Source organism: Clostridium beijerinckii (assembly GCF_018223745.1).
GTDB classification, from domain to species: domain Bacteria; phylum Bacillota; class Clostridia; order Clostridiales; family Clostridiaceae; genus Clostridium; species Clostridium beijerinckii.
In genome coordinates this window covers 5,441,333-5,453,810 of sequence record NZ_CP073653.1, presented here as the reverse complement: position 1 = coordinate 5,453,810, position 12,478 = coordinate 5,441,333, and the positions used below count along the sequence as shown (strand labels likewise).

Genomic DNA, 12,478 nt, shown 5'->3' with positions numbered 1-12,478 from the left:
TATAGAAAAAAATAATATGCATATAAAATACTATTACTTATTAATACGTATTAAAACATCATTATAATGTATTGACATTTTTATCTTATAGCAATATTATTCAATTAGTAGAAAAATACTAAAGAATAATACTTCGATAAAATTTAAAGGGGGACAATATATGAAAAAATTTTTATTAAAAAAGTTAATAGTATTTGTGGCAATTAGCAGTATAGCGTTTGGAATTATAGGATGTAGTAGTAACACTAATAGTTCAGGCAAAAATTCAGATGTTAAGTCATCATCATTAAGTGATATAAAATCAAAAGGCAAAATTGTAGTTGGAACGAGTGCTGATTACCCACCATATGAATTTCATAAAGAAATAGATGGTAAGGATCAAATTGTAGGTATTGACGTAAGTATTGCAAAAGAAGTTGCTAAAGATTTAGGTGTAGAACTTGAAATTAAGGATATGGATTTTGATGGACTTCTTGTATCGCTTCAGGCAGGAAAGTCCGATTTAGTATTTGCTGCAATGAATCCAACTGATGAAAGAAGAGAAAATGCTGATTTTTCAGATATATACAATAAAGAGAAAAATATATTTATAGTAAGAAAAGGTGAAGCAGATTCAATAAAATCAATGGATGATTTGAAAAATAAGAAAATTGGGGTTCAAAAGGGATCAGTTCAAGAAGGCTTAGTAAAAGATAACTTACCAAGTGCGGAAGTGAAGGGATTAGGAAAAGCTACTGACTTAGTACTTGATTTAAAGAATAAAAAAGTTTATGCAATATTACTTGATTCACCAGTGGCTAAATTTAATTGTGATAAAAACAATGATATAGAATTGACTTCTGTAACTATTGAGGCGCAAGAAGATGGAGCAGCGATAGCAATGAGGAAAGGTTCGACTGAATTGCAAACAGAAATCAACAAAACAATAAAAAGATTAAAGGATGAAGGAAAAATTGATGAATTTGTTGTAGAGGCAAATAAGTTAATGGATTAGGTCCGAATAAAGTTTGATCATTTACATAATTATTGATGTAAGGAAGTTACTGATACCTTACATCAATAATTTTATATTTTAAAGGGAGATGTTTTTGCAATAGGTCAATCAGGTTCGAGAAAAAGTATCTATATAATATACTCAAATAATTGGTGAATAATATTTCTAGCAAATTACACTGTTTAATCAGAAAATATATACTTACTATTTAAGTTCAAAATAAGTTGCATAACATTATACAATACGTTATAATACGTATCAATAAGTTCGATTAAGAAAAATGTTTATTCCAAGATTAGTAGTAACGTTATTATGATACAGTTACGCAAGGTAAAAAGAGATAAATAGCTTATTAGTTGCAGTAAGTAATGTACTTATTAAAAAAGTAAAAATGCTATATGCTTATACGTTACTATTTGGGTTAATGATCTTAAGCATTTGCCAATGTAAAAAATATAAATTCGTAGAATGAGATTATAAATATATAGGAGGAATAACAATGAATATTAGGGAAATCGTAGGGAAAATTAGATCAAGTAAGGAAGATGGAATAAAGGAAGTGTTTTTAGTAGCATGTGGAGGGTCTTTAGTAGATATGTATGCATCACAATATTTTTTACAAAGTGAAGCAAGAGAATTAAGGGCTTTATCATATACAAGTAATGAATTTGTACATGCGATACCAAAATCATTAGGAAAAAGTTCGGTAGTAATAGTATGCTCACATGGTGGAAATACTCCTGAAACAGTTGAAGCGGCTAAAGTAGCCAGTGAGAAAGGTGCAGCAACTATAACATTAACACATAATAAGGATGCAGATTTAATTAAGTATGCGGATTATAATATCCTTTACGAATGGGGAAATGATACAAGCGTAGAAGATAATCCGATGGCAATAATTCTAAATATAGCAGTCGAAATATTAAATCAAACAGAAGTTTATGAAGGATATAATAAATTTATGGAAGGTTTAAAGATTGTAAATGATGTTGTAAAAAGAGGCCAAGGTTTAGTTGCAGAAAGAGCAAAGAAATATGCAGAAAAATATAAAGATGAGCCAATAACATATGTATTAGGAAGCGGGGCATCATATGGGCATGCTTATGGATTCTCAATATGTTCACTAATGGAAATGCAATGGATGAATGCATCAGCAGTGCACTCAGGGGAATACTTCCATGGACCATTTGAGGTAACTGATAAAGAAACATTATATTTATTATTAATGAATGAAGGCAGAACTAGAGAATTAGATGAAAGAGCACTTAAATTCCTAAATAAATATGGTGCAAAAGTTGAAGTCGTTGATTGCAAAGAACTTGGAATTAGTGTAATTGATAGTTCAGTAGTTGAATTCTTTAATCCTATAGTATTCTATAGCATCTTATGTGTGTATAGAGGGGAATTAGCAAAACTTAGAAACCATGATTTAGATACTAGAAGATATATGGGAAAAGTTGAATATTAAAATATTTTAGCATAGGAGAAGATATTATGGTAAAAGTTATTGGGTTAGGAGATAACGTTGTAGATAAATATGAGCATATTAGAACAATGTATCCAGGTGGAAATGCATTAAATTTTGCAGCTTATGCAAAAAAAATAGGAATAAATTCGGCATTTTTAGGTGCATTTGGATCAGATGCTGAAGCAGATCATGTTCAAAATACAATTCATGAACTTGGCTTAGATATTTCAAAGTGCAGACATTTTAATGGAGAAAATGGATGCGCAAGAGTAACTTTAGAAGATGGTGATAGAGTTTTTCTTGGAAGCAATGAAGGTGGAGTTTTAAGAGAAAATGGATTAAATCTTACGCAAGATGATTTAGAATACATTAAAACTTTTGATTTACTACATGCAGGTTTATACGGATATACGGAACCAGAGCTTGATAAAATAAGAGCATTAAGCATTCCAATATCTTTTGATTTCTCTGATGATTTTACAATTGAAGAAGTCGAAAGAATTGCGCCTAAAGTAGATTTTAGTTTCTTCTCATGTAGCCATTTAAAGACCGATGAAATGCTTAATTTAGTGATGAAAGCTCATAAGCTTGGAAGTGAAATAGTAGTAGTTACTATGGGAGAAAAAGGTGCATTATTATATGATGGAACTAAGTTCTATTCACAAGAGCCAGAGCTTGTTGAAGCTGTAGATACAATGGGAGCAGGAGATTCATTAATAACAGCATTCTTGATAAATTACATAAGCAAAATTAAAGAAAATGAATTGGATAGGGAAAATATAATTAAAGAAAGTCTAAATGAAGGTGCTATATTTTCAGCTAAAACATGTCTAGTAGAAGGCTCATTTGGATATGGTAAAAAATATTAATTAAAAGTATAGTGGCTGTTGAATAGTTATTATTTAATGAGCAATATCAAACAGCTATTTTAAGATTACTGTAATAAATCAAAGAATTGATATTATCACAACAATAGATTAATTGAAGTTTCAAAAATGTTGTGATAGTATATAGTTAATATTATAGATGTTTAAAAGGAGTCTTTATATGCTAATACAAGATAATATTATTCCTTTATATCAACAATTAGCGGATATTATACGTAATTCAATAACGAGCGGAGAATTAAAATATGGAGATAAGATTCCAACAGAAGTTGAGTTAAGTGAAAAATATAATGTTAGTAGGATAACAGTACGTGCAGCTATAAATGAATTAGTTGAGTCAGGTTTTATTATAAAAAAACAAGGAAAAGGAACATTTGTAAGTAAGCCAAAAGTTCAGAGGAAAATTGAATATTTATCTAGTTTTACTGCTGCCTGTGAGGCCAGTGGCTTAAAAGTAACTAATGAAATCATTAAAAGAGAGGTAATGGAGCCCAAAATAGAAGACAAGAAAGCTCTAGAACTAGATGATGATGATAAGTTAATATATATTCAAAGAGTTAGATTTGCAGGTGGAGATCCATTAATGCTAGAAAATAATTATTTTTCTTTTAAAAGGTTTAATTTTTTACTAACAGAAGATTTAAGTGGTTCACTATATGAATTATTAAGAGATAAATATGATATAAATCCATCTGATTCGCCTAACTCAGGAAATGATCATACCACAATAGAAATTGCAAAAGCTATGGATGAAGAGGCTGCGCTATTGATGGTGCAAAAGGGTGAACCTTTGTTTTATATAAAGACTGTTATTTATGATGATAAGAATAGACCGGTACATATAGGAAAACAGTACGTTATAGGCGAAAGATATAAATTCGTAATATCATAGTATATAAATTCTTAAATGTAAAATATTGAGAAGTACTAGATACCTAAAGTTATAGATAAAAACCGAAAGAAAGGTCATGCATTTGTTCCAGGTTGCTGGAGTATTTAGCTGTGAATTTCCAATAGCAAAAATTGCACCATTCCTGCATGCTCCCGAGGCAAGCTCGTGACAAGCAAAAATGGAACAACTTCTACTAAGGGAAATATCTACAGCTAAATGCTCAATGCAACACTTCCACAAAAGTATGACCTTTCTTTCTGGTATATACTACAATTAAAATTATATGTTTGGGTTTGGGTTAGATATCTAGGCGCGAAATAATTAGAAATAAATATGGTGGATTGTGCTCTTAGAACACTTAAGCAAAATCTTCAAAGGACCGAAACAAACGCATATTCCCTTTCGAAGGTTTAGCAGTAAACTTAAAATTTCTTCATATTGTAAGTATTTTTATATTTCACCTAGTTCGCAACACCTATAATTTGAGATACTTTATTAAATGCATAGTCCATTGCACTTTCTAAATTTGAATTATTTTTTCCTGCTCCTTGAGCTTGGAAAGGACTTCCGCCGCCTTTTCCATCGATAAGAGATATAGCATCTTTTAAAAGTTCATTCATTTTGATATCTTTAATGTCTTTAGAACAAGCAAATAATAGATTTACTTTTTCATCAGATTTTACTGCCATTAGAGCTATTGTGTTCTCATTTTCGATAAGCTTAGAAGTAAGGTTATTCACATACTTTAGGTTTTCACCATCAAATATTTGTTTAATTACTTTAACATTATTTATTTTAGCTGCATTTTCAAGAATTTCCTTAACTTGATATTTAGCTAGTAGAATGTTAAGATTTTTATTTGTTTCATTAGCTTCACGAAGATTTTGATTTAAGTTCTTTATACCATTTATAGCTTCATTTTCATTACAACTTAAATATCTGCATATAGAAGTTTGAAATTCATCTTTCTTAAATGAATCAGAAATAGCACGTTCGCCAGCTAGAAACTCTATTCTTGTTCCCTCTTTATGTTTCTCAAATTTTTTTATTTTAATAAGTCTTAAGTCAAGAGTAGATGTAGGGTGGAGTCCGCAGCAAGCATTAATATCAAAATCTCCTATTTTTACGATTCTAATATCCTCTTCAGTATTTGGAAGAGCACGTCTAAGAGATAACTTTTTAAGTTCGGCTTTAGTTGGAACAAAAGATTCTACAGGTAGGGCATCCCCTATAACTTTATTAGCAAGTCTTTCTGCTTCTCTAACTTGTTCTTCAGTTAAGACACCATAAATATCTACTGTGCTTATATCAGAACCTAGGTGAATAGCAAAAGTATTAGCGTTAAAAAGGTTGAAGAAAGATCCTGATAAAACATGTTGACCTAAATGCTGATGCATACCATCTTGTCTTCTATCCCAATCAATTGAACATTTAACCTTATGTATCTTGAGTGGTTTCTTTTCAACCACATGATAAACAATTTCCTCTTTTTCGTATACATCAATAACTTTTTGATCTTCTAGAGTTCCAATATCACAGCTTTGTCCGCCACCTCCTGGGAAAAATGCTGTTTTATCCAATATAACATGAAATTTATTATCAATTTCTTTTATATCAATAATTTCAGCAGTAAATTCTTTAAGGTATCGATTATCATAATATAATTTTTCCATATGTAAATTAGCCTCCTAAAATATAATAATATCTAAGGCTCAGCTATAAATAATTTTTATAGTTTGTTTAACCTGAGTCTAAGAAAAGTTCAATAATATCATTATAGCAGATAGTTCATTAATATTGCATTTTTAAGAATCAAGAAATAGGTACAAAATTTCCTTAAAAATTATTATTACCCTATAGTAGAAGTTTTTTACGGGATAAAAGAGTTAAGCCCTACAAATAATATTAGTGACTTTAGGTGTACAAAAAGATATATATCTTTTATGTCTTGATATTTAGAAGAGGTGATTAATATGAATGTAGTGTTTTATCTGATATTTAATTTTATATTTTATTCATTTATAGGGTGGATATTAGAGGAAGGTTATAGTTTTTCAACTACAAAAAAGTTTCAAGAGGATGGTTTCTTAGTAGGACCATTTAAGCCGATGTACGGAATGGCAGTTATGTTTCTTATAATATGCAATGAACTGTTAGAGATTTCTGGAATTCCATTAATATTATTATGTTTCTTAATACCAACGACAGTAGAATATATAAGTGGGTATATACTTAAGCACTCTTTTAACAAAGTATACTGGGATTATTCTGAATTTAGGTATAATATTCATGGATTTGTCACTCTTAGATTCTCTATATATTGGATGGTGCTTAGCCTTATTGGCCTTTATTATTTGCAACCCAGTTTATATGAGTTATATATGGAGAATATGAAAATTATTAATATCTTTGTAGTTTTAGGAGGCTCTATATTATTAATAGACCTATATATAACTGTAAAGAAATTAGAATATGAGAAGCTTAGAATGATACAGTAATTTTATTGAAAAAATAATAGAAATCATATTTTTATAAAAATAGATATAAATATTATTTGAGTAATATTTATATCTACCTAAATTATATAATTTATTATTTTAAATTATATAGAGAAGCTAACTTATCAAAAGCAGGCAAAGATTTTTCTATTTTCTCATATGAAGTGCAATAAGCTAATCTTACGTGTCCAGGGCATCCAAACGAAGAGCCTGGAACAAGTAATAAATTAAATTGTTTTGCATCTTCGCAGAATTTTTTATCATCATCGATTGGTGATTTTGGAAATAAGTAAAATGCACCTTGTGGTTTAACACAAGTGAAACCAAGAGATATCAAATGATTATATAAAAGATCACGATTTTTCTTATAAATATTTACATCCACTTCAGCATCTAAGGATTTTGCAATTACCCTCTGGAATAAAGATGGAGCATTTACAAATCCTAAAATTCTAGTTGCAATATTTAGTGAAGCCATCATATCTGTAAAATCAGCCATAGATGAGTTAGCAACTACATAACCAATACGTTCACCAGGCAAAGATAAAGATTTACTATAAGAGTACCCAATGAAAGTATTATCATAATATTTTAAAATACAAGGGACTTCAATATCATCATAAACAATTTCTCTGTATGGTTCATCAGAGATCAAATATATTGATGTATTAAATTCTTCTTGCTTATTATTAAGTAACGTTGCTAAGTGTTTTATTATTTTCTCTGAGTAAATAACACCGGTAGGATTATTTGGGTTGTTTATTATTAAAGCTTTTGTTCTAGGAGTAATAACCTCACTTAAAGCCTTTAAGTCAGGCTCAAAAGTTTCAATGTTAGTAGGACAAGTCACTAGTTTACCATCAAAATTTTTTACATAGTTCCCATATTCTCCAAAGTAAGGAGAAAAAGTAATAACTTCGTCATCTGGATTTAATATAGATTTTAGGATTATATTTAATCCGCCTGCAGCCCCACAAGTCATAACAATATTATCTTTAGAAAGTGTTAAATTATGTTTTCTGTTTATAAAATTACTTATATTTGTTCTAACATCATCATAGCCAGAATTGTTCATATAACCATGTACTAAATTTGGTGTTTCTTCATTCAAAATTTCAAAGATAACTTCCTTTACTTTACTTGGAGGTTCAACATTTGGATTCCCTATACTATAATCGAAAACATTTTCTTCTCCATATATTTCTGATAATCTTTTTCCTTCTTCAAACATAGCTCTTATAATGGAATTATTTGCAACAAGAGATTTCATTTTATTTGATATCATTTCTAGCCCCCCGATTTATATTTAAATTTTATTATAATTTTTGAAAGTACATTCAATTTGATTGATATATATAGTTTATCACATTTTGTAATAATAATTAATAACACAGTGATTTATTTAGGAATATATTACAATTAAATTTACATAATTTTAGTTTTAATTTGGAACTCAACTTGTAAGATTTATGTATATATTGCAAAAATAAACCTTCATCATAATTCTAAAAATATTAAAAAGGTTTTACCCAAAATTATGAATTGTGCATTGTGAATTACAATATATATAAATTTATTTTTAAAATATAATATGTATCTTAGTGAGCGCTTAGAAATTATATTATATATTTCAATATTAATTTAAGTTTAGTGAAGCTTAAAATAACGTGAAACTTTAATTAATGTGGTTGAAAATAAAAAAATCGCATGATATGCTAATATGTGTACAAAAAAGTAGAAATTTTACATTAGGTATTGAGATATGGTAGAACGGTTTCAGTGGATAATAGTTATTATAGATTAATATAACACTATATTAATTATCTAATAATGTCAGAGAAGCTTTTAGATATTAGGTAATTATAGTCGTTAAAAATCAAAGTATATATGATTTTAATAAAATTAAGTATAAGTATTAATTAGATGACAAAGTAGAAAGAAGGGGTGTTTTAAATGAACGAAGACAAAAAAATTAGTTTATTACAGTCTGTTGGAGTGAAAATTTTCTCTGGATATTTCATAATGGCATTAGTTGGAATTGGGATAGGAATAGGGATAAAAACTAGTACGACACTTACGGCTATAGCTGTAGGAATTGCCGTTATATTAGGGGGCGCATTTGTAGTTACAACATTAGGTAAAATAATTACACCACTACATGAAATAAAGAAGTTAGCAGAAAGAATGAGCGAATATGATATTTCAACTAATATTACAATTACAAGAAAAGATGAATTTGGATTTATAGGACAAGCTTTAAATAAAGCTCAGGATAATTTAAGGCATATGATAGAAGTGTGTGCAGATAACGCAACAAATGTGTCCGCTTTAAGTGAAGAAGCATCTGCGGTTGTTCAAGAAATATCAACTAGTTTGGAAAATATAAATCTAGAGTTTGAAAAAATCGATTCAAAAACACAAGATAATAGTAGCAATGTTGAAGAAGTATATGCATCAATTCAACAAGTAAATGCCAATATGGAAGAATTAGAAGCACAAGCGGAAAAAGGTAATGATAATTCAAATGGTATAAAGGAAAGAGCTAAGGCTGTAGAAAAAAATAGCAGAAGAGCAATTGAAAATACAGCACTTGTATATAACCAAAAGGAAGAACATATAAAGAAAGCAATAGAAGAATCAAAGGTAGTAGAAGAGATAAAAGTAATGGCGGACTCAATAGCTAGTATAGCAGAGCAAACTAATTTGTTAGCATTGAATGCAGCAATCGAGGCTGCTAGAGCGGGTGAATCAGGTAAGGGGTTTGCAGTTGTTGCGGAGGAAGTGAGAAAGCTTGCAGAGGAGTCAGCATCATCTGTAATTACTATACAAAATACTATAGAAAGAGTAGAAAAAGCATTTAATAATCTTTCAGAGAATAGTAAAGAAATAATTGGCTTTATTAAAACTAATGTAAAAGAAGATTTAGAAGGATACGGAAGTATCGCTTTACAATATACTAAAGATGGTGAGTTTGTAAGTGCAATGTCTAAAAAAATAGCCGAGATGTCTGAACATGTAAATGCATCAATTGAACAGGTTAGTGCAGCTATATCAAATACTGCAAAAAATTCTGAGGAGGTTTCCGGTAGTACACATAGCATACAACAGGGAATAGACGATACATCAACTGCTATGAAACAAGTAGTTGAAACAATAAGTAAGGAAGCTATTAAGGCAGAAGAACTAAGCAGTATTATTTCAAAGTTCAAACTATAGGATATATAATATAATGCACAATGAACAATTAGTATAAGATTGTCATTGTGCATTAAAATTTTACTTTATATTAAGATTTCCACTTTCAGTAGTAATATTTATAAGAGAACTTTCATCGCCGGAAGATAATTTATCGTTAGGAGAATTTAAGCTTCCAGATTTCGTTTCGTAGTTTATTTTATAGCCTGAGCCTTCTGGTATAGATAAGTGTATGGATCCAGAATGAGAGCTTAAAGACATATTGTTCAAGGAATTAATCATTCTCAAATTGATATCTCCAGATAAAGTATTTCCATTTATACTTCCTAAGTTACCATTTCCAATAATATCACCAGAAGAAGAAGATAGTTTGGTTTCAGTTGATGTTTCTATGTTATCAAAGGTTATATTTCCGTTGGAACTATTTAAGTCTAAATAATTTAAAAATGAATCTGAAAGAGCTATAGATCCACTAGTAGATGAAAGATTAAGTGTATTTAATGATAAGCTAGAAATATTTATATCGCCGCTGCTTGTGGTTATTTTTAAAGTGCTCTTATCTTTAAAATTATAAGGTATACTTACTGAAATACTTGCGTCACTGGGAGTATCATATCTAGCGTTGAAAGCTAATCTATTACCACTTTGAATTTCATACAAGTCATTAGAAATATTATTGTTGCTTTTGATTTGAATTTTTAAATCATCACCATCATAATCAACGACTTTAATATCTTGCGAGTTTAAGCTGAAGTCGATCTCATTGACATTATCATTTAGGACATAATCTTTAGACAGATATGAAGTATTAAAATCCAAGTTGAAATTGTTAAAATTCAAATTATGTTCCAAGGCACTGGGGCTTAGATGAAGTTCATCGGCGTAGTTAGAAAGTTTGTAGCCACTTTGAACTAGAGCAATGCATCCAGAAGTATAAAATGTAATGGATAGAAGTAATAGTATTAACATAAATATCTTCATATTAGAAGAAATGAATTTCTTTTTCATAGCGACTCCCCACCTTTAAACTTTAAGAACTTATATGTTTTAGCCAAAATTAATATGAGAAATTTGCAGAGATAGAAAAATATAATCATTAAAAGCAGTGATAATGAGAGTGAACCTAAAGAAAATAGTACTATTACCGGGTATGGAAAATTCGAGACAAATGCTGGAATATTAGGTAGCGTAAAAAAGTTTGTAAAAGTTCCACCAATTAGTACTCCAATACTAGCGATAAAAATACTTATTGCTATTCCCAAGAGTCCGATAAAGCAGCCAATAACACCAGTTATAACTGGAAAGAATATTACTAAAGATAAGATTACAATAAAAAATTTTAAGATAATATTTATATTGAAGTTAGAAATCTTATTTTTAGATTTATTATTAAAAATACTCATTATTTGACGCATATTAAAATTAAATTCTGAGATGAAGGAAATATGATTACTGCGTTTAAAGTTATTCTCATTATTGATATTATATTTTGATTCTTTTAATTCAGCACATTTATAATTGCTTTTTTGAATATCAAGTGATATATTTTCATTATGAAGGTCATAAAAACAATCATTTGAAGCATAAGAATTATTAGACTTAAAATCATTAAAGTTGGAATCAGTTTTTAAATCGTTCTTGTTTTCTGAATAGATATTACTGAACTTTTTATCAGTTTTAAAATTGTGACATGCATTGATATGTTTATTATCAGTGCTCACATCAGTGGCATCTATGTTAGAAATCTCGTCGCTAGTTTCAGTGCTAGCATTATTAGTTAAATTATCTAAGGTAATGGTAATATGCAAATGTTCATTTCTAAGTTTATTAACTATTAAATTAGGATCACCTAATTCCTTTGCTATATCGTCTTCTGTTCTTCCAACAGTTAATCTAGTTTTAAAGTAATTTTCATAATAAGAAATAATATCTTGCAGCTTTATTTCAGGAAAGTCTTTTAAACCATCCATTAAAATGTTGAAAAATTCATTTTGGGTCATTACAATAAATCTCCTTTTACCTAACTTCAGAATATATTTCCTGATTAAAAGTATATGATAGGAATGAAAAGATCACAAGATATTACTTTATACTTTAATGTTTTATTAAGGTGTTGTAACTTAGAAATTAACAAAGTATTAAGAAATTCTTAAGTATGCCCATAGTATTTTATTGGTAGTGCTATTATTATCCACATAAATATGATTAATTATAAAATCGAATTTCGTAATTATACGCGTCAACAAGAAGTTTTGTGAATAAACTTGTGGACAAACTTAAATGATATAAAATAAAACTAAGGCTTAGCCTTGTAAATATAAGGCTTGTTTATACTGTGGATAATAGTATAAAATCTGTGGATAACTTAATTGTCAAATATGATATTCAATTAGTTCTTTATGAATGTTTTAGAATTAATTATGGACTTGATTTCAATAAATATGGAGATAATTGATTATAGAGAGAGAAATTTGTAGAAAGTCTTTCCTAACAATTTTTCGTTGAGAAATTTAATGATATGTATTTATAAACAATATGCACATA

The 12,478-nt window shown here is 28.9% G+C and carries 10 protein-coding genes; 6 read left to right on the top strand and 4 right to left on the bottom strand.

Going from position 1 to position 12,478, the window contains the following annotated elements; translation table 11 throughout:
* The first annotated feature begins 160 nt into the window (after positions 1 to 160).
* The 4 genes from KEC93_RS24100 (at position 161) to KEC93_RS24085 (ending at position 4,241) form a co-directional block, all read left to right on the top strand.
* Positions 161 to 994 (top strand): transporter substrate-binding domain-containing protein, encoded by an 834-nt coding sequence (locus KEC93_RS24100; protein ID WP_077867712.1) that lies wholly within the window; start codon positions 161 to 163, stop codon positions 992 to 994.
* A 499-nt stretch (positions 995 to 1,493) separates the two neighbouring features.
* A complete protein-coding gene (locus KEC93_RS24095) occupies positions 1,494 to 2,462 on the top strand; it encodes an SIS domain-containing protein (protein ID WP_077867713.1) in 969 nt (322 codons plus the stop codon).
* Positions 2,463 to 2,488: 26 nt separating this feature from the next.
* Positions 2,489 to 3,331 (top strand): fructoselysine 6-kinase, encoded by an 843-nt coding sequence (locus KEC93_RS24090; protein ID WP_077867714.1) that lies wholly within the window; start codon positions 2,489 to 2,491, stop codon positions 3,329 to 3,331.
* A gap of 178 nt (positions 3,332 to 3,509) precedes the next feature.
* On the top strand, positions 3,510 to 4,241 hold the full coding sequence (locus KEC93_RS24085) for a GntR family transcriptional regulator (protein WP_023974380.1): 732 nt from the start codon (positions 3,510 to 3,512) through the stop codon (positions 4,239 to 4,241).
* A gap of 461 nt (positions 4,242 to 4,702) precedes the next feature.
* Here the strand turns inward: KEC93_RS24085 and KEC93_RS24080 are convergent, their stop codons facing one another.
* The gene (locus tag KEC93_RS24080) at positions 4,703 to 5,914 is read right to left on the bottom strand and encodes an alanyl-tRNA editing protein (RefSeq protein WP_039772973.1); all 1,212 of its coding nucleotides are present in this window, start codon (positions 5,912 to 5,914) and stop codon (positions 4,703 to 4,705) included.
* A gap of 300 nt (positions 5,915 to 6,214) precedes the next feature.
* On the opposite strand from KEC93_RS24080, the gene KEC93_RS24075 reads away from it, so the two are divergent.
* Positions 6,215 to 6,739 carry a putative ABC transporter permease gene (locus KEC93_RS24075; RefSeq protein ID WP_077867715.1) on the top strand — a complete coding sequence of 175 codons (525 nt, stop codon included), beginning with the start codon at positions 6,215 to 6,217 and terminating at the stop codon, positions 6,737 to 6,739.
* Between the two features lie 94 nt (positions 6,740 to 6,833).
* Here KEC93_RS24075 and KEC93_RS24070 read toward each other — a convergent pair whose 3' ends face one another.
* Positions 6,834 to 8,024, bottom strand: a complete 1,191-nt coding sequence (locus KEC93_RS24070) for a pyridoxal phosphate-dependent aminotransferase (RefSeq protein WP_039770800.1) — start codon at positions 8,022 to 8,024, stop codon at positions 6,834 to 6,836.
* A gap of 668 nt (positions 8,025 to 8,692) precedes the next feature.
* Here KEC93_RS24070 and KEC93_RS24065 point away from each other — a divergent pair.
* The gene (locus KEC93_RS24065) at positions 8,693 to 9,955 is read left to right on the top strand and encodes a methyl-accepting chemotaxis protein (RefSeq protein WP_023974376.1); all 1,263 of its coding nucleotides are present in this window, start codon (positions 8,693 to 8,695) and stop codon (positions 9,953 to 9,955) included.
* Between the two features lie 60 nt (positions 9,956 to 10,015).
* Here the strand turns inward: KEC93_RS24065 and KEC93_RS24060 are convergent, their stop codons facing one another.
* Positions 10,016 to 10,942, bottom strand: a complete 927-nt coding sequence (locus KEC93_RS24060; protein ID WP_077867716.1) for a DUF4097 family beta strand repeat-containing protein — start codon at positions 10,940 to 10,942, stop codon at positions 10,016 to 10,018.
* The gene (locus KEC93_RS24055; protein WP_077867717.1) at positions 10,939 to 11,934 is read right to left on the bottom strand and encodes a DUF1700 domain-containing protein; all 996 of its coding nucleotides are present in this window, start codon (positions 11,932 to 11,934) and stop codon (positions 10,939 to 10,941) included. The genes KEC93_RS24060 and KEC93_RS24055 overlap by 4 nt, the downstream gene beginning before the upstream one ends.
* Between the last annotated feature and the right edge of the window lie 544 nt (positions 11,935 to 12,478).